Origin of the sequence: Shinella sp. S4-D37 (genome assembly GCF_040812195.1) — a bacterium.
Taxonomy (GTDB): Bacteria; Pseudomonadota; Alphaproteobacteria; order Rhizobiales; family Rhizobiaceae; genus Shinella.
In genome coordinates, this window is the sequence record NZ_JBFNXL010000005.1 from 861,141 (window position 1) to 877,289 (window position 16,149).

General features: G+C 66.4%; 16 protein-coding genes. 4 read left to right on the forward strand and 12 right to left on the reverse strand.

The window, feature by feature from the left end:
- Nucleotides 1-5 precede the first annotated feature (5 nt).
- Nucleotides 6-1,019 (reverse strand): polysaccharide deacetylase, encoded by a 1,014-nt coding sequence (locus AB3G45_RS11635; protein WP_367830701.1) that lies wholly within the window; start codon nucleotides 1,017-1,019, stop codon nucleotides 6-8.
- 139 nt (nucleotides 1,020-1,158) lie between these two features.
- Between AB3G45_RS11635 and AB3G45_RS11640 the strand changes: the two genes are divergently transcribed.
- From AB3G45_RS11640 to der, 3 genes are all read left to right on the forward strand, one after another.
- Nucleotides 1,159-1,743 carry an NnrU family protein gene (locus AB3G45_RS11640; protein WP_367830702.1) on the forward strand — a complete coding sequence of 195 codons (585 nt, stop codon included), beginning with the start codon at nucleotides 1,159-1,161 and terminating at the stop codon, nucleotides 1,741-1,743.
- Nucleotides 1,744-1,839: 96 nt separating this feature from the next.
- Nucleotides 1,840-2,511, forward strand: a complete 672-nt coding sequence (locus tag AB3G45_RS11645) for a tetratricopeptide repeat protein (protein WP_367830703.1) — start codon at nucleotides 1,840-1,842, stop codon at nucleotides 2,509-2,511.
- Between the two features lie 92 nt (nucleotides 2,512-2,603).
- Complete coding sequence (der, locus tag AB3G45_RS11650; protein WP_367830704.1) at nucleotides 2,604-4,037, forward strand: ribosome biogenesis GTPase Der; 1,434 nt, start codon at nucleotides 2,604-2,606, stop codon at nucleotides 4,035-4,037.
- Nucleotides 4,038-4,215: 178 nt separating this feature from the next.
- Here der and AB3G45_RS11655 read toward each other — a convergent pair whose 3' ends face one another.
- The gene (locus tag AB3G45_RS11655; RefSeq protein ID WP_367830705.1) at nucleotides 4,216-5,130 is read right to left on the reverse strand and encodes a sugar kinase; all 915 of its coding nucleotides are present in this window, start codon (nucleotides 5,128-5,130) and stop codon (nucleotides 4,216-4,218) included.
- Between the two features lie 18 nt (nucleotides 5,131-5,148).
- A complete protein-coding gene (locus tag AB3G45_RS11660) occupies nucleotides 5,149-6,153 on the reverse strand; it encodes an Ldh family oxidoreductase (RefSeq protein ID WP_367830706.1) in 1,005 nt (334 codons plus the stop codon).
- 165 nt (nucleotides 6,154-6,318) lie between these two features.
- On the opposite strand from AB3G45_RS11660, the gene AB3G45_RS11665 reads away from it, so the two are divergent.
- A complete protein-coding gene (locus AB3G45_RS11665) occupies nucleotides 6,319-7,962 on the forward strand; it encodes an alpha-glucosidase family protein (RefSeq protein ID WP_367830707.1) in 1,644 nt (547 codons plus the stop codon).
- A gap of 3 nt (nucleotides 7,963-7,965) precedes the next feature.
- Here the strand turns inward: AB3G45_RS11665 and AB3G45_RS11670 are convergent, their stop codons facing one another.
- From AB3G45_RS11670 to choW, 9 genes are all read right to left on the reverse strand, one after another.
- The gene (locus AB3G45_RS11670; RefSeq protein ID WP_367830708.1) at nucleotides 7,966-8,211 is read right to left on the reverse strand and encodes a DUF2442 domain-containing protein; all 246 of its coding nucleotides are present in this window, start codon (nucleotides 8,209-8,211) and stop codon (nucleotides 7,966-7,968) included.
- On the reverse strand, nucleotides 8,192-8,437 hold the full coding sequence (locus AB3G45_RS11675; protein WP_367830709.1) for a DUF4160 domain-containing protein: 246 nt from the start codon (nucleotides 8,435-8,437) through the stop codon (nucleotides 8,192-8,194). The genes AB3G45_RS11670 and AB3G45_RS11675 overlap by 20 nt, the downstream gene beginning before the upstream one ends.
- A gap of 97 nt (nucleotides 8,438-8,534) precedes the next feature.
- Nucleotides 8,535-10,229, reverse strand: coding sequence for an adenine deaminase (gene ade / locus AB3G45_RS11680; RefSeq protein ID WP_367830710.1), 1,695 nt, complete (start codon nucleotides 10,227-10,229; stop codon nucleotides 8,535-8,537).
- Between the two features lie 87 nt (nucleotides 10,230-10,316).
- Entirely contained in the window at nucleotides 10,317-11,186 is an 870-nt protein-coding gene (locus AB3G45_RS11685; RefSeq protein ID WP_367830711.1) for an aldose 1-epimerase family protein, read from the reverse strand.
- 106 nt (nucleotides 11,187-11,292) lie between these two features.
- Nucleotides 11,293-12,618 carry an aspartate aminotransferase family protein gene (locus AB3G45_RS11690; protein ID WP_367830712.1) on the reverse strand — a complete coding sequence of 442 codons (1,326 nt, stop codon included), beginning with the start codon at nucleotides 12,616-12,618 and terminating at the stop codon, nucleotides 11,293-11,295.
- A 176-nt stretch (nucleotides 12,619-12,794) separates the two neighbouring features.
- Nucleotides 12,795-13,133 (reverse strand): ArsR/SmtB family transcription factor, encoded by a 339-nt coding sequence (locus tag AB3G45_RS11695; protein ID WP_367830713.1) that lies wholly within the window; start codon nucleotides 13,131-13,133, stop codon nucleotides 12,795-12,797.
- A gap of 181 nt (nucleotides 13,134-13,314) precedes the next feature.
- A complete protein-coding gene (locus tag AB3G45_RS11700) occupies nucleotides 13,315-14,079 on the reverse strand; it encodes a HugZ family protein (RefSeq protein ID WP_367830714.1) in 765 nt (254 codons plus the stop codon).
- Nucleotides 14,080-14,123: 44 nt separating this feature from the next.
- Nucleotides 14,124-15,164: a choline ABC transporter ATP-binding protein gene (choV, locus tag AB3G45_RS11705; protein WP_367830715.1), complete on the reverse strand. Its 1,041-nt coding sequence runs from the start codon at nucleotides 15,162-15,164 to the stop codon at nucleotides 14,124-14,126.
- Nucleotides 15,161-16,033: a choline ABC transporter permease subunit gene (choW, locus tag AB3G45_RS11710; RefSeq protein ID WP_367830716.1), complete on the reverse strand. Its 873-nt coding sequence runs from the start codon at nucleotides 16,031-16,033 to the stop codon at nucleotides 15,161-15,163. Before choW ends, choV begins: the two co-directional genes overlap by 4 nt.
- Nucleotides 16,034-16,149: the final 116 nt, after the last annotated feature.

Consider the following 16,149-nt stretch of genomic DNA (forward strand, 5'->3'; position numbering starts at 1 on the left):
GGCAATCAGAGGGCGGCTCCGGCCGCCTTCTTCTCCTTCGCGAGAATGTCCATCGCCCCGGCATAGCTGACGCAGGCGACGTCCTTCCTGCCGCAGGTCTCCGTCAGGAACCGGTCAAGCGCGCGCCAGTAGGCGCCCGCATTCATCTCCACGAAATGGAAGCCGAGCTGGAGGGGGATGCGCTCGCCGTCATATTGCTTCGTGAAGGCGTCGCGATAGGCGGCAAGCGTGCTTTCCTCGAAGGCGGCGCTCTTTTCCGGCGCTTCCTTGCCCTTGGAATGGCGGACATAGAGGTTGTAGTCCATGGCGATGACCGGGCGCCCGGCAGCGCCTTCCGGCACGAGGGGCAGGGCGAAGCGGGCGATCTTGCCGCTGGCGACCGGCATGGCCGGACCCTTCGAGACGAGGCTGGCATCATAGGTGAAGCCGTGCGCCTCCAGCGCCTTGACCAGCCCGCTGCCCGCCGAAAGATAGGGCGCGCGGAACCCCTTGATGTCCTCACGGACGAAGCGCTGCCAGTCCGCCGGTTCCCGCTCGCCGACGCCGGCATTCTGCCAGGCGTTCTTCAGCGCCTCGTGGAAGAAGGTGAACTCGCTCTTCCAGTCCTCCGTGCTCCACTTGCCGCCGTCGAAATGGCCGCAGGCATGGCTGCCGATATCGTGGCCCTCCAGCTTCGCCAGCCAGATCTCGCCGAGCCGCAGCATCGTCTCCTCCCGGTCCTGGGAAAAGCCGACATTGGAGCGGCCGCGCTTTTCATGCGGCGCCTGGTAGGTCGCGCGCGTGTCCTTCGGGAAGAGGAAGGTGCAGGAGAGGAAATAGGTGAAATGCGCGCCGGTGCGTTTCGCCATGGCGCGGCTCTTCTCCCACAGGAGGTTGTCGTGCGCCCCGTCGAAGGAGACGATGACGAGCTGCCTGCGCGGTGCGGCCTCGCTCGCGTCGTCCTTGGCAAAGGCCGGGCCGGCGGCAAGCGCGGCGGCGAGGGAAAGGAGGGCTAATCGGGACGAGACTGAAGGCGACATGGCTACCCGCGACAATTTGCAAAGGGGTTTCCATGGTTCGCGAATGCGGCAATCCTTTGATCGGGCTGGAATTGTCGCGTCGCGAGGGCTATTCCAGAGGAAACGGCCGCGGGCCGTCCTTTCTTCAAGGGGCATTTTCATGACGTTGCTCATCGCCGGTCTCGTTCTCTTCATCGTCACCCATCTTCTGCGCCCCGTCGCGCCCGGCCTGCGCAATGCCGGCATCGCCGCCCTCGGCAGGCCGGGCTGGATGGCGCTGCACGGCGCCGTCTCGCTGCTCAGCCTCGTGCTCATCGCCTATGGCTTCGTCGACGCGCGCGAGAACGGCGGCGAGATGCTCTATTTCCCGCCGACCTTCCTGTCGCATATCGCGCTGACGCTGATGCTGATCGCCTCGGTCTGTCTTGTCGCCGGCCTCCTGCCGGCCGGGCATATCCGCACCAAGCTGAAGTTCCCGCTGCTCGTCGCCATCAAGATCTGGGCGCTGGCCCATCTCTTGGCGAACGGCGAGAGCTATTCCGTGCTGCTTTTCGTGACGATCCTCGCTTGGGCGGTCATCCTGCGCATCACGCTGAAGAAGCGCATCGCCGCCGGCGAGACGAAACTGCCGGTCTTCGTCTCGGCGAAATACGACCTGATCGCCCTCGTTGTCGGCCTTGCGCTCTATGCGGCGATCGTCTTCAAGCTTCACGAATGGGTGATCGGTATTCCGCCGCTGCCGTGATCATCGCCCGATCCCCGGCTTTTCGTGCCTGCCCCCTTACAACGCCGCCAAAATGGGGTAGAAGGCGCTAACTTCAAACGTTAGTTCGGGCGCGAAATGGTACATCAGGACGACAGCTTTATCCGCGAGGTGAACGAGGAACTGCGCTCCGATCAGATGCGTCTGATCTGGAAGCGTTTCGGCCGCGTCCTCATCGGCGCTGCCGTCCTTGTCGTCCTCGGCACGATCGGCAAGGTGAGCTACGACTACTGGCGCGACAGCGAGGCCTCGGCCGCCGGCGACAGTTTCCTGGCCGCCCTGACGCTCGCCCGCGAGGGCAAGAACGAGGAGGCGCTCGCAGCCCTTGCCGCGCTGGAAAAGGACAGCTTCGGCTCCTATCCGGTGCTGGCGCGCATGCGCTCCGCCTCGCTTTTGGCGACGAGCGACGCGCAGGGCGCCGTCAACGCCTTCACCGCGATCGCCAAGGATGGCTCCGTGCCGCAGGCACTGCGCGATGCCGCGCGCCTGCGCGCCGCCTATCTCCTCGTCGATACCGGCACCTACGAGCAGGTATCCGCCGAAGCCGAGCAGCTTGCCACGCCCCAGAGCGCGCTGCGCCACTCCGCGCGCGAGGTTCTCGGCCTCTCCGCCTACAAGCACGAGGACTATGCGCGCGCCAAGGAATGGTTCGATGCGATCCTGGCCGACACCGAGAGCCCGCGCAATGTCTCCAACCGGGCGCAGATGCTGCTTGACCTGATCGCGGCAAGCGGCAAGCTGTCCTCCTGATCTCGTATCGTTTTTGACGCAGTTCCGGATGAAAGACCGCTTCGCCCTTTTACCGGAACTGCTTTAGCCGGCCACCGAAACGGAACACATCCATGAGCTTCACCGTCGCCATTGTCGGACGCCCCAATGTCGGCAAGTCCACCCTGTTCAACAGGCTCGTGGGCAAGAAGCTCGCGCTTGTCGACGATACGCCGGGCGTTACCCGCGACCGCCGCCCCGGCGATGCGCGGCTCGTCGACCTGAAGTTCCGCATCATCGACACGGCCGGCCTCGAGGAGGCCGCGCCCGATACGCTGCAGGGCCGCATGCGCGCCCAGACGGAGGCGGCGATCGACGAGGCGGACCTCTCGCTCTTCGTCGTCGATGCCAAGATGGGCCTGACGCCGGTCGACCAGGCGCTTGCCGACATGTTGCGCCGCAGGGGCAAGCCCGTGGTGCTGGTCGCCAACAAATCGGAGGCCCGCGGCTCCGACGGCGGCTTCTACGACAGCTTCACGCTCGGCCTCGGCGAGCCGACGGCGATTTCCGCCGAGCACGGCCAGGGCATGCTGGACCTGCGCGACGCCATCGTCGCGGCGATCGGCGAGGAGAGGGCCTTCCCCGAGGAGGACGAGGCCGTCACCGACGTCGATCTGCGCGCCGAGGCGGCCGCCGAGGGCGCCGGAGAGGACGAGGATTTCGAGCCGGAATATGACGAGACGAAGCCGCTGCGCGTCGCCATCGTCGGCCGCCCGAATGCCGGCAAGTCCACGCTGATCAACCGTTTCCTCGGCGAGGACCGGCTGCTGACCGGTCCCGAGGCCGGCATCACGCGCGATTCGATCTCCGTCGAATGGGACTGGAAGGGCCGCACGATAAAAATGTTCGACACGGCCGGCATGCGGCGCAAGGCGAAGGTGCAGGAGAAGCTGGAGAAGCTTTCCGTCGCCGACGGCCTGCGCGCCATCCGCTTTGCCGAGACGGTCGTCATCGTCTTCGATTCGACCATCCCCTTCGAGAAGCAGGACCTCCAGATCGTCGACCTCGTGCTGCGCGAGGGCCGCGCCGCCGTGCTCGCCTTCAACAAGTGGGACCTGATCGACGACCCGCAGGCGGTGCTGGCGGAACTGCGCGAAAAGACCGATCGCCTGCTGCCGCAGGCGCGCGGCATCCGCGCCGTGCCGGTCTCCGGCCAGACGGGCCGCGGCCTCGACAAGCTGATGCAGGCCGTCATCGACACGGACCGCACCTGGAACCGCCGTATCTCCACCGCCAAGCTGAACCGCTGGCTGGATGCGCAGCAGACGCAGCACCCGCCGCCGGCCGTCTCCGGCCGCCGCCTGAAGCTGAAATACATGACGCAGGTGAAGGCCCGCCCGCCGGGCTTCATGATCTCCTGCACGCGTCCCGACGCGCTGCCGGAATCCTATATCCGCTACCTGACGAACGGCCTGCGCAACGACTTCAACCTGCCGGGCGTGCCGATCCGCATCCACTTCCGCGCCTCGGACAACCCGTTCGCGGGCAAGGCGAAGAAGAAGCGCTGAGCGCCCCCTTTGCCCCTAACCTTCTCCCACGAGCAGGGAGAGGGGACTTGCCACGCTTGCGGGCATTGGTTGGGGAAACCGGCACAGCATATCCCCTTCGCCCCGCTTGCGGGCAGAAGGTGGCCGGCAGGCCGGATGAGGGGCGGCAACGCCTGCTTCCAAAGCGTCACGACCGCCCTCAGCCCTCCGGCAGCTTGTCCTTCGCCACCAGCGCGCCGTGATGCTGGATGACCGCGGCCGCGACATCGGCGGCGAAGCGGGCGGCCTCTTCCGGCGTGGCGCCCACCGCAAGGCGGGCGAGGAAGGCGCCGTTGAAGCTGTCGCCGGCGCTGGTCGTGTCGACGATCTTTTCCACCTTCGCGGACGGCACATGGCTGCGTTCTTCGCCGAAGACGAGGGTCGCGCCCTCGGCGCCGTCCTTCACGACAAGCCCGTCGACGCCGTGCGCGCGGTAGCGGGCGATGGTCTCCTTTAGCCCGGTATCGCCGAAATGCGTCGTCTCGTCGTCGAGGCTCGGCATGACCAGCGTGGCGGCCCGCGCGCCCGCGGTGATCGTCGCGCGCATGCGCCCGGCGTCGTCCCACAGGCGCGGGCGGATGTTCGGGTCGAAGACGACGCGTTTTCCCGCAGCCTTCGCGCGGCGCAATTCGGCGAGCAGCGTCTCGACATCCTCGGCCGGCAGGATCGCCAGCGTGATGCCGGAGAAGACCACGATATCGGAGGCGTCCATGGCCGCGCGCAGCCGGTCGCCGTCGCGCGCCAGGAGTTTTGCGGCCGAGGCGGAGCGCCAGTAGGAGAAGCTGCGCTCGCCATCCTTCAGATGGATCATGTAGAGGCCGGGCGAGCGGCCCTCGATGCGTGCGACATGTCCCGTGCCGACGCCGTGGCCGGCCATGAAGGCGAGCATCTCGTCGGAGATCATGTCTGTGCCGACGGCCGAGAAATAGTCGACGTCCCAGTCGTCGGGCAGGTACTGGCGGGCATAATAGGCGGTGTTGAAGCTGTCGCCGGCGAAGCTCTTGCGCATGAGGCCGCCCTCGGCCTGCATCAGTTCCACCATGCATTCGCCGATCGTGAGCAATCGTGCCGTCATGTTCCAAGGTCCTCCCGGCTAGTTCCGCCGGAAAGAGGAAATACTGTCAAAGAGTTGGCGGGGCAAGCGGATGCCTGCGCTTTCCGCCTCGCGTCGCCGTCTCACCCGGTCGAGGCCGGGCACATGCACGCCGTAGTCCGCCGACAGCCTGTCCGCCTGCTGCGCCATCCGGGCCGGGAAATTGTCGGCGAAGAGTTGCGGCGAGAGTGCCAGGACGAACAGCCCGACGCCGGGCGAGGTGTCGCCCGCCTGGAAATCGGCGGCGTCGAGCGACCAGTTGCCGCCGGTGAGGCCGGCGGCCAGGATCTCGACCATCAGGGCGATGTTGGCGCCGCGGCTGCCGCCGAAGGCCGTCAGCGCGCCCTGCATGGCGGCGAAGGGGTCGGTCGTCGGCTGCCCGTCCTGATCGACCGCCCAGGTGTCGGGGATGGGCTCGCCGCGCGCGGCGGCGGCGCGGATGTTGACCAGCGCGGTCGCGCTCGACGACTGGTCGATCAGCAGGAGCCCGCCGTCCTCGAGCGGCGCGGCGAAGGCGAGGGGATTGGTGCCGTAGACCGGATGGCGGCTGCCGGCTCCGGCCATCACCGCATGGCTGTTGGTCGCGACGACGGCGACGAGGCCTTCGCTCGCAAGGCTTGCCGCATACCAGCCCAGTTCCCCGGTCGTGTAGCTGTTGCAGACCGTGAGGACAGCGATGCCGAAGGTTTTCGCCTTCGACGCAAGCTCTTCCCGCGCAACCTCGAAGCCGTGCTGCGCCACGCCGCCCATCGCGTCGCATTTCAGGATGGCCGGCACGGGCGAGGTGATGAGCGGCTCGGCCTTGCCTTCGATCCTGCCGTCCACCAGGCTTCTGAGATAATCCGTCAGGTGGCTGAAGCCGACGGCCGGCTTGCCCGCCAGTTCCGCCTCGACGGTCGCCTCGGCGAGGGCCGTCGCCGCGGCCTCCGCCATGCCGACGCGCACCAGTGCCGTTCGGGCGAGGTCGCGCGCATCCTGCGGGGAAAGGGTGACGGCATCGGTCATGGGGTCAACCTTCTCTCTGGAATTGGTCGGCATCATCCCGATCGACCCGGCCCGCGTCAACCTTCGAAAAATCGGGCTTCGAAAAATCGGGGTGCCCGCCGTTTACGCCCGGCGGAGGCCGCGTTACATCTTGCCCACGGCAACTGCAAACCGGAGCGAAGAGGCATGGCGAAGCCCCGCAAGAAGGCTGACGACTGGTGGCGCGGGGCGGTGATCTACCAGGTCTATCCCCGCTCGTTCCAGGACACGACCGGCGACGGCATAGGGGACCTGCGGGGCATCACGAAGCGGCTCGGGCACATCGCCTCGCTCGGCGTCGATGCGATCTGGCTCTCGCCCTTCTTCAAGTCGCCGATGGCCGACATGGGCTATGACGTCTCCGACTATTGCGATGTCGACCCGATGTTCGGCACGCTGGCCGATTTCGACGCCATGCTGGCGGAGGCCCATCGCCTCGGCCTCAAGGTCATCATCGACCAGGTCATCTCGCACACGTCGGACCAGCACCCCTGGTTCGTCGAGAGCCGGTCCAGCCGGAGCAATCCCAAGGCGGACTGGTATGTCTGGGCCGATCCCAAGCCGGACGGCACGGCGCCCAACAACTGGCTGTCGATCTTCGGCGGCCCGGGCTGGGAATGGGACGGCGTGCGCAAGCAATATTACATGCACAATTTCCTGATCTCGCAGCCCGACCTCAATTTCCACAATCCGCATGTGCAGGATGCGCTTTTGAAGACCGTGCGCTTCTGGCTCGACCGCGGCGTGGACGGCTTCCGCCTCGACACGGTGAACTTCTACTTCCACGACAGGAAGCTGCGCGACAACCCGCCCCACGAGCCCGATCCCGATGCGCCCGGCCTCGATGCGCCCGACGTCAATCCCTACGGCATGCAGACCCATCGCTACGACAAGACGCAGCCGGAGAACGTGGCTTTCCTCAAGCGGTTCCGCGATCTGCTCGACGAATACGAGGGGCGCGCCACGGTGGGCGAGGTGGGCGACGGCGCCCGCTCGCTGAAGACCGTCGCCGACTATACGAGCGGCGGCGACAAGTTGCACATGTGCTACACGTTCGACCTTCTCGGGCCGGATTTCACCGCCGACCATGTGCGCAAATGCGTGCAGAGCTTCCAGCGCGCGGTGACGGACGGCTGGGTCTGCTGGGCCTTTTCCAACCACGACGTCAACCGCCATGTCAGCCGTTTCATCCGCGCGCCGGAAGAGCGCGAGCGCGTCGCCAAGCTCGCCATCACCCTCTTGTCGACCCTGCGCGGCTCGATCTGCCTCTACCAGGGCGAGGAACTCGGCCTCACCGAGGCCGATCTCGCCTTCGAGGACCTGCGCGATCCCTACGGCATCCGTTTCTGGCCGGCCTTCAAGGGCCGCGACGGATGCCGCACGCCGATGCCCTGGCAGCACCGCGAGGCGCATGCCGGCTTCAGCACGGGAAAACCCTGGCTGCCGGTGCCGCCGGACCATGTCCGGCTCGCCGTCGACCTGCAGGAAAAGATCGCCGGCTCGGTGCTCAACCACTATCGCGCCACGCTCGCCTTCCGCAGGGAACACGAGACCCTGCACGACGGCGACATGTCCTTCCTGCATTCCAACCACGACATTCTCGCCTTCACCCGCGAGAAAGGCGGCGAGAAACTGCTCTTCGTCTTCAACCTCACGCATGAAAAGGCCGAATTCGTGCCGGCCAAGTCGCTGAAGCTCGGCGCGCCCCTGTCGGTGCCCGGCTTCGGGGCGAAGCTGAAGGACGGGACGATCGAGCTGGACGGGCTGGATATGGCCTGCGTGCGGTTGTGAAGATCAGGCGGCCGGACGCTTCAGCGTCTGGTCGCCACGACCGGCGAGGAGCCCGGCGATCGAGATGTCTTCGTCCAGGTGATCCCAGTGAATACCGCCGGGGCTGAGTTCGTAGTCGAGGCGCGCGGCCTTGTCGGCAGTGAGAAGACGAGGGAACCAGGCAAGTGGAATGCCGAGCGTCCGGCCATCTTCCAGCGATACCCACATCGTGTCATCGTCGAAGTGAATCTCAGTTGCCGAAATATTCATGCCACCTTGTCTCGATGAGCTGCCTGTTGTCGATGACGAGGCGCAGGATAGCAGAAAGCTCCTTGCTGTTGAAGCCGCGGCTTTCGGCGATGCCGATCAACGGTTCCAGCCACACTTTCGCGATGGCTCCACCGCCCCGGACATGGATGTGCAAGGGTTCCCTCGGATCGCCTTCGTTCGAATAGAAGAAGAACTTCAGGTTCCTGTGGGTGAAGACAATGGGCATTCCGGTCTCCCGGATCGGTTTCCCCGGTGAATTTACCCGAGTTTCGAGCAGGCGTCTTCGGCGCAAAGTGCCTTGATCGGACGTCGCGCGCTGCTCTTCACCCCATCAGCATGAACCGGTCCACATCCACCATCCCCCGGTCGGAGATCTTCAGGTGCGGGATCACCGGCAAGGGCAGGAAGGCGAGCTGGAGGAAGGGTTCCTCCAGCGTGGCGCCCAGCGCGAAGGCGGCCTGGCGCAGGTGGTGCAGCGTGTCGCGGACGATCTCGTAGGGTTCGAGGCTCATCAGGCCGGCGATAGGCAGCGCGATCTCGCCCGTTACCTTGCCGTCCTCCACCACGACGAAACCGCCCTTGATCTCGCCCAGCCGGTTGGCGGCGAGCGCCATGTCGTCCTCGTCGACGCCGACGACGCAGATATTGTGGCTGTCATGGCCGACGGTGGAGGCGATGGCGCCCTTCTTCAGCCCGAAGCCCTGCACGAAGCCGTTGGCATGGTTGCCGTTCTTGCCGTGGCGCTCGATGACGGCGACCTTGATGATGTCCTGCGCAAGATCGACGGTCGTCTGGTTGCCCTTCGCGGGCAGGCGATAGCGGCGGTGCTCGGTGATGATCTTGCCCGGCAGGACGCCGATGACCGGCGTCTCGCCGTCGGTGACGGGCACGGCGAAATGGGCGGCGGCGACCGGCCGGGCCTTGACGCTGTCGAGACCCACCGGGGCGACGGGCCTGCGCGTGGCGAAGAGCGCATCGTCCACCCTGCGACCGGCGGAGAAGACCATCTCGGCCTTGCAGGTCTCCAGCGTGTCGACGACGACGAGGTCGGCGCGCCAGCCGGGCGCGACGAGGCCGCGATCCCTCAGGCCGAAGGCCCTGGCCGCCGAGATCGAGGCGGCGCGGTAGACGGCGAGCGGTGCGCGGCCATGGCCGATGGCCGTGCGGATCATGTAGTCGAGATGGCCCTGCTCGGCGATGTCGAGCGGGTTGCGGTCGTCCGTGCACAGCGCGATGAAGGGCGACAGGCGCTCGGTGACGATCGGCAGCAGCGCCAGCAGGTCTTTCGACACCGAGCCCTCGCGCACGAGGATATGCATGCCCTTGCGAATCTTCTCCAGCGCCTCCTCGGCGGTGGTGCATTCGTGCTCGGTGCGGATGCCGGTGGCAAGATAGCCGTTGAGATCCTTGCCCGAGAGCAGCGGCGCATGGCCGTCGATATGGCCGCCCTGGAAGGCCTCCAGCTTGGCGAGGCAGACGGGGTCCTTGTGGATGACGCCGGGGAAATTCATGAACTCCGCAAGGCCGATCACCTTGGGATGGTCGCGGAAGGGCAGCAGGCGCTCGATCGGCAGATCCGCGCCCGACGTTTCGAGATGCGTCGCCGGTACGCAGCTCGACAGTTGCACGCGGATGTCCATGATCGTTTCCAGCGCGCTGTCGAGGAAGAACTCGATCCCCTCGGTGCCGAGCACATTGGCGATCTCGTGCGGGTCGCAGATCACGGTCGTCACGCCGTAGGGCAGCACGCAGCGGTCGAATTCGTGCGGGGTGACGAGCGAGGATTCGATATGGAGATGCGTGTCGATGAAGCCGGGCACGACGATGCGGCCGGAAATGTCGATTTCCGCGCGTCCCTCATAGTCGCCGCAGGTGCCGACGATACGGTCGCCCGAGACGGCGATGTCGGAGGCGACGAGGTCGCCCGTCACGAGATCGAAGAACCGCCCGCCCTTCAGGACGATATCGGCGGGTTCCCGGCCGGTTCCCTGATCGATGAAGCGTTCCAAGTCGGCCATGGCGAAGTCTCCCGATTCCATTGCGGGAGATTCTAGCGGGGCGGCGACAAGAGAAAAAGGCTATCGCTTCGAATTGTGCCCGCCGGCTCAGGCCGGGAAGGCGACGGTGAAGGCGAAGCGGGCGCGCCCGCCGGCCGCAAGCACGCTCGTGTAGGGGCGGTCCCGCAATTCGCGCGATCCGCCGCTTTCCGCCGCCGTGCCGTGCCAGGGCTCGACGCAGAGGAACGGCGCGCCGGGCTTGGTCCAGAGCGCAAGGTTCGGCAGGTTCTCGAAGCGGAAGGCCAATGCGGGGCCGTCTTCGGCGCCGTAGACGAGACCGTCGCCCGCCCCGTCCGGAAAGACCAGCGCGTCGTTCGCGAAGAGGTCGGGGGAGAGGGCGAGCCGGCCCGCCGCGAAGGGCGAGGGGGTGCGGTCCTGCGACAACAACCCGCTTGCCAGGGGCTGGCGCCGCGGCTCCCCGCCATTGTCGAGCGTCACGACATGCGGCTTTCCCGCCGCGCCGGGCAGGGGCCAGGCGAACGCGGGGTGGAAGCCGAAGCCGAAGGGCATCGTGGTTTCGCCGTGGTTCTCCACCTCGGCGGCGACCGTAAGGACCCGCCCGTCCAGGCGGTGCTCGACGGAAAGCCGGAACTCGAACGGATAGACGGCGCGGGTTTCCTCCGAGGCTTCCAGACCGTATCGGCAGAACGTGTCGCTCGCGGCGGTCAGCTGGAATTCCCGGCGCCTTGCGAAACCGTGCTGCGCCATCGCATGGGGCTTGCCGTCGACAAGGATCGTATCGTCCGGCGCCTTGCCGACGATCGGGAAGAGCACCGGCGAGCGCCCCGTCCAGAAGGCGGCGTCGCCGTTCCACAGCCACGCCGCGCCGTCGCGGGTGGTGATCGACTGCATTTCGGCGCCGAGCGAGGACACGTCGATCGACAGGAGGTCGTTCTTGATGCGGGTGATGGTCGCCATGGGCTCGCCCTCGAGGTTTTCGCCGCGCACAATAGCGCTAAAAGCGGCCGGACTTGCAAGGCCCGTCCGGCCGCGGGAGCACTTCGCGAGAGGGCGGCTTTTCGGATCAGATATTGTTCTGCAGCACCTCGCGCAGCTTGCCGAACAGTTCGTCGATCTCGCGCTTCTCGATGATGAGCGGCGGGGAGAGCGCGATGATGTCGCCCGTCGTGCGGATGAGCAGGCCCTTCTCGTAGGCCTTGAGGAAGGCGTTGAAGGCCCGCTTGGTCGGTTCGCCGGGAATGGAGGCCAGTTCGATGGCGCCGATCAGGCCGACATTGCGGATATCGATGACGTTAGGGCAATCCTTCAGCGAATGCAGGCCGTCTTCCCAATAGGAGGCGAGCTCGGCGGCGCGGGTCAGGAGGCCCTCTTCCTTGTAGGTGTCGAGCGTGCCGAGGGCGGCGGCGCAGGCGATCGGGTTGCCGGAATAGGTGTAGCCGTGGAAGAACTCGATCATGTGCTCCGGCCCGTTCATGAAGGCGTCGTGGATCTCGGAGGTCACGAATACCGCGCCCATCGGGATCACGCCGTTGGTAAGGCCCTTGGCGGTGGTGATGATATCGGGCTTCACGTCGAAATACTGCGCGGCGAAGGGGGCGCCGAGGCGGCCGAAGCCGGTGATGACCTCGTCGAAGATCAGGAGGATGCCGTGCTGCGTGCAGATCTCGCGCAGCTTCTGGAGGTAGCCCTTCGGCGGGATGAGCACGCCGGTGGAGCCGGCGACCGGCTCGACGATGACGGCGGCGATGGTCGAGGCGTCGTGCAGCGTGACGATGCGCTGCAATTCGCCGGCGATGTCGCCGCCATGTTCCGGCTCGCCGCGCGAGAAAGCGTTCTTGTCCGGGAAATGGGTGTGCGGCATGTGGTCGACGCCGGTCAAGAGCGTGCCGAACATCTTGCGGTTGGAGACGATGCCGCCGACGGAGATGCCGCCGAAATTGACGCCGTGGTAGCCGCGCTCGCGGCCGATCAGGCGGGAGCGCGAACCGTCACCTTTGGCGCGGTGATAGGCGAGCGCCACCTTCAGCGCCGTCTCCACCGATTCGGAGCCGGAATTGGTGTAGAGGACGTGGTCCATGCCCTCGGGCGCGATGTCGACCAGGCGGTTGGCAAGCTCGAAGGCCTTCGGATGGCCGAGCTGGAAGGCGGGCGCATAATCGAGTTCGCCGGCCTGTTCGCGAATCGCCTCGGTGATCTTGGGCCGACAATGGCCGGCATTGACGCACCACAGGCCCGCGGTGCCGTCGAGCACCTGGCGGCCGTCATGGGTCGTGTAATACATGTCCTTGGCGCCGACGAAGAGGCGCGGCTCCTTCTTGAACTGCCGGTTCGCCGTGAACGGCATCCAGAAGGCACGCAGATCGTTGGGGGTGTTGAGGCGGTTGGACATGCGGTCTCTCCGTGATCCTTGAAATACCGGGCCTTGGGAAGCGGGGCCGTTCCGGCGGCGGGATTTTTACCCGCTGGTCAAGTTATCAAGGTGTCCGGACCCGTCAAGCGGATGGGTCCATGCAAAACGCCCCGGATTTCGGCCGGAGCGTTGCGATTTGGGTCCGTCGTAGGTGTTCACGCGATGCGCAGCTTCTTTTCCGAGGCGCCGTTGCCGGGGGCCTGGTAGATGCGCTCCAGCGCGTCGAGAATGGTCAGCACGGCGTCCGACTTGCTGGAATAGTAGATGGTCTGGGCATCGCGGCGGGTGGTCACCAGATTCTGGGCGCGCAGCTTCGACAGGTGCTGCGACAGGGCCGACTGGCTGAGGCCGACCTGGTTCGCCAAGGCGCCGACGGCGATTTCGCCCTCGACCAGGACCTTCAGGATGAGCAGACGTTTCGGATTGGCCATGGCGGACAGAAAGTCGGATGCAACTTCGGCCTGCGCATGTTCTGCGTCTGAAATCTTGTCCATCTGAAACTCCTTTGGGCGTTTCCGCTTCAAACAATCAATTTTTTTGAATCCGCTTGTTAGCATATAAACAAAATACCCCTCATCAAGTGTCAGAAATGGGGGTACGCCGCACGCAGGACGACGGCCGCCTTCCCTGGCCGGGAGAGGCGCCCCAAGCGGATTGCGCGCAAAGCCAGGCGGTTCAGCCCACCGCCCTTGCTTGCCGAAGCAAACGCGCAAGCTCGCCGCGAAGTTCCGCGGGCTGATCAAGTTCGTGTGAAAATTCCAGTCGCTTCAATTTGTCGCCGCTGGCAAGGTCGATACCGGCGGCATCGAGCCCGACGATGATCCAGTCGCCGTCCTTCGCGCCGCAATAGTGGCGGGCATAGATGCCGGCCGCTTCCGCGTGGTCGCTGTTCATGTGCTCGACCGCGCCGGTTTCCATCTCGGCAAGCGCGCCGCGGGCCGGGGAGCGGATCGCAAGGTCCTCCGCCGTCAGCACGAAGGCCTTGCCGAAGCCGCCGTTGAGATGGGCGCGCAGCGGCACGAGGCGGAAGAAGGCGAAATCCGGGAAATCGACATAGAGCTTCGCCTTGGGATGGCGGCGGACGAAGCGTTCGCGCAGCGCGGCATGGGCGGCGCTGTCGCGCGCGACTTCCTCGGCAGTGCAGAGCACCGTCAGGCGCGGATGGGCGAGGGGATCGCCCTTGCCGGGCTCGCCCGCCAGCAGCGAGGCGCGCGGATCGCGCCGCAGCGCCTGGGTGTGGACGGAAAGGGCCGACACGAGGATGACGGGCGTGCCGTCCGTATCGGTGCCCGTCAGCGTGCGGCTGGCGAAGGGCGCGCCGCTTTCCGGCTCGTTCACGGCGAGCGCGCAGCTTCGGGCCGAGCGTAGCAGCGTGCGGGCAAGGCGCCGGGCGTCGTCGTCGGTTTCGCGCAGCACGCTCGGCTTGTCCTCTTGTGCCATGGTTCGGTCCTTTCGTTGCTCGGCTCACCCCCTCTGGCCTGGCGTCACCCCCGCCGGCGGTGCCGCGTCAGTCCGTTGACGATGTCCTGCGCGTTGATCGTGCCGATGACCGTGCCGTTGTCGACGACGCCGACATTGCCGGGCGTGCGGGCCATGGCGTCGAGGATATCGACGAGCGGGGTCTCGGGCGCGGCGGTCGCCGTCACGCCGCCGTCGCCGGAGGCGCCGTGCTGCATCACGTCGCCGGCCGTCAGCATGTTGATCGGGTTCATGTTCTGCACGAAGTCCGCGACATACTGGTTGGCCGGGTTCTTGACGATCTCCTGCGGCGTGCCGCACTGGATGATGCGCCCGCCTTCCATGATGGCGATGCGGTTGCCGATGCGGAAGGCCTCATCGAGGTCGTGGCTGACGAAGAGGATGGTCTTCTTCAGCCGGCGCTGGAACTCCAGAAGCTCGTCCTGGAGGCGCGTGCGGATCAAGGGGTCGAGCGCGGAGAACGGCTCGTCCATCAGGAGGATCGGCGCGCCGGTGGCGAAGGCGCGGGCAAGCCCGACGCGCTGCTGCATGCCGCCCGAAAGCTCGTTCACCTTGCGGTCCGCCCATTTGGCGAGGTTGACGAGTTCGAGCTGCTCGGCGACGCGCGCCTTGCGCTCGCCGTCCGGCACGCCGGCAAGCTCCAGGCCGAAGCCGACATTGTCGGCGACGGTGCGCCAGGGCAGCAGCGCGAACTGCTGGAACACCATCGAGACGGTGTGCATGCGGAAGTCGCGCAGCGCCTTCGGCGTGGCCGTATAGGGGTTCACCGAGCCGCTGCCGGCCTGCACCTGCACGTCGCCGCGCACCACCGGGGCAAGCCCGTTGACGGCACGCAGGAGCGTTGACTTGCCGGAGCCGGAAAGGCCCATCAGCACGAGGATCTCGCCCTCGGTGATCGACAGCGTGGCGTCCGCCACGCCGAGCACCAGGCCGGTCTCGGCGCCGATCTCGTCGCGCGTCTTGCCGGCGTCGACCATGGCGAGCGCCTTTTGCGGGCTGTCGCCGAAGATGATGGAGATGTTCTTGAAGACGACGGTGTCGGTCATTTGGCGTCTCCCTCATCGGCGGCGCGGAAGAGACGGTCGAGGATGATCGCCAGGATCACGATGCACAGGCCCGCCTCGAAGCCCATGGAGATGTTCACGGTGTTGAGCGCGCGCACCACGGGAACGCCGAGCCCCTTGGCGCCGACCAGCGCGGCGATGACCACCATGGACAGCGAGAGCATGATGGTCTGGGTGAGGCCGGCCATGATCTGCGGCGTGGCATAGGGCAGCTCCACCTTGCGCAGCACCTGGCCGGGCGTCGCGCCGAAGGCCTGGGCGGCCTCCACCAGCGAGGGCGGCGTCGAGATGATGCCGAGGCGGGTGAGGCGGATCGGCGCGGGGATGGCGAAGATGACCGTTGCGATGAGGCCCGGCACCATGCCGAGGCCGAAGAGAATGAGCGCCGGAATGAGATAGACGAAGGTCGGGATCGTCTGCATGAGATCGAGGATCGGCCGCAGGATCGAATAGAACCAGGGCCGGCGGGCGGCGGCGATGCCGAGCGGCACGCCGACGGCCATGCTGACGCCGGTTGCCGCCAGCACGAGCGCCAGCGTCTCCGTCGTCTCCTTCCAGTAGCCCTGGTTCACGATGAGCAGGAGGCCGAGGAAGGTGAAGGCGGCGACCCCGATCGAGCGGCGGAACCACCAGCTCAGGCCCGTCACGAGCGCGATGAGGAACAGCGCGTAGCCGAACTTGCCGCCGGCGCTGGAAAACGGCCCCTGCAGCAGGAAGAGCACGGCATCGATGCCGGCCTGCAGGAAGACCTTCAGGAAATCGAACAGTCCCTTGCCGTTGGTCGTCAGCCAGCTGACGGCTTCCTTGGCGATCGGGCCGATCGGAATTTTGGAGACGGTGAGCCAATCCACGGTAGTGAGCCCCAGTCTGGAGGTTGACGATGCGCGGCCGGAGCCTCTGGCGACCCGCAACGCAAACCGCTTGCGCAGTCTTGCGGGAACAGCCGTATCCGGAGGCAAGAAGGGCG

Coding starts and splice junctions, on each gene's coding strand:
- AB3G45_RS11665 (WP_367830707.1), top strand. CDS start 6,319: ATGGCGAAGCCCCGCAAGAAGGCTGACGACTGGTGGCGCGGGGCGGTG.
- AB3G45_RS11645 (WP_367830703.1), top strand. CDS start 1,840: ATGGTACATCAGGACGACAGCTTTATCCGCGAGGTGAACGAGGAACTG.
- AB3G45_RS11660 (WP_367830706.1), bottom strand. CDS start 6,153: ATGACCGATGCCGTCACCCTTTCCCCGCAGGATGCGCGCGACCTCGCC.
- AB3G45_RS11675 (WP_367830709.1), bottom strand. CDS start 8,437: ATGCCCATTGTCTTCACCCACAGGAACCTGAAGTTCTTCTTCTATTCG.
- ade (WP_367830710.1), bottom strand. CDS start 10,229: ATGGCCGACTTGGAACGCTTCATCGATCAGGGAACCGGCCGGGAACCC.
- AB3G45_RS11655 (WP_367830705.1), bottom strand. CDS start 5,130: ATGACGGCACGATTGCTCACGATCGGCGAATGCATGGTGGAACTGATG.
- AB3G45_RS11640 (WP_367830702.1), top strand. CDS start 1,159: ATGACGTTGCTCATCGCCGGTCTCGTTCTCTTCATCGTCACCCATCTT.
- AB3G45_RS11635 (WP_367830701.1), bottom strand. CDS start 1,019: ATGTCGCCTTCAGTCTCGTCCCGATTAGCCCTCCTTTCCCTCGCCGCC.
- der (WP_367830704.1), top strand. CDS start 2,604: ATGAGCTTCACCGTCGCCATTGTCGGACGCCCCAATGTCGGCAAGTCC.
- choV (WP_367830715.1), bottom strand. CDS start 15,164: ATGACCGACACCGTCGTCTTCAAGAACATCTCCATCATCTTCGGCGAC.
- AB3G45_RS11685 (WP_367830711.1), bottom strand. CDS start 11,186: ATGGCGACCATCACCCGCATCAAGAACGACCTCCTGTCGATCGACGTG.
- AB3G45_RS11695 (WP_367830713.1), bottom strand. CDS start 13,133: ATGGACAAGATTTCAGACGCAGAACATGCGCAGGCCGAAGTTGCATCC.
- AB3G45_RS11690 (WP_367830712.1), bottom strand. CDS start 12,618: ATGTCCAACCGCCTCAACACCCCCAACGATCTGCGTGCCTTCTGGATG.
- AB3G45_RS11670 (WP_367830708.1), bottom strand. CDS start 8,211: ATGAATATTTCGGCAACTGAGATTCACTTCGACGATGACACGATGTGG.
- AB3G45_RS11700 (WP_367830714.1), bottom strand. CDS start 14,079: ATGGCACAAGAGGACAAGCCGAGCGTGCTGCGCGAAACCGACGACGAC.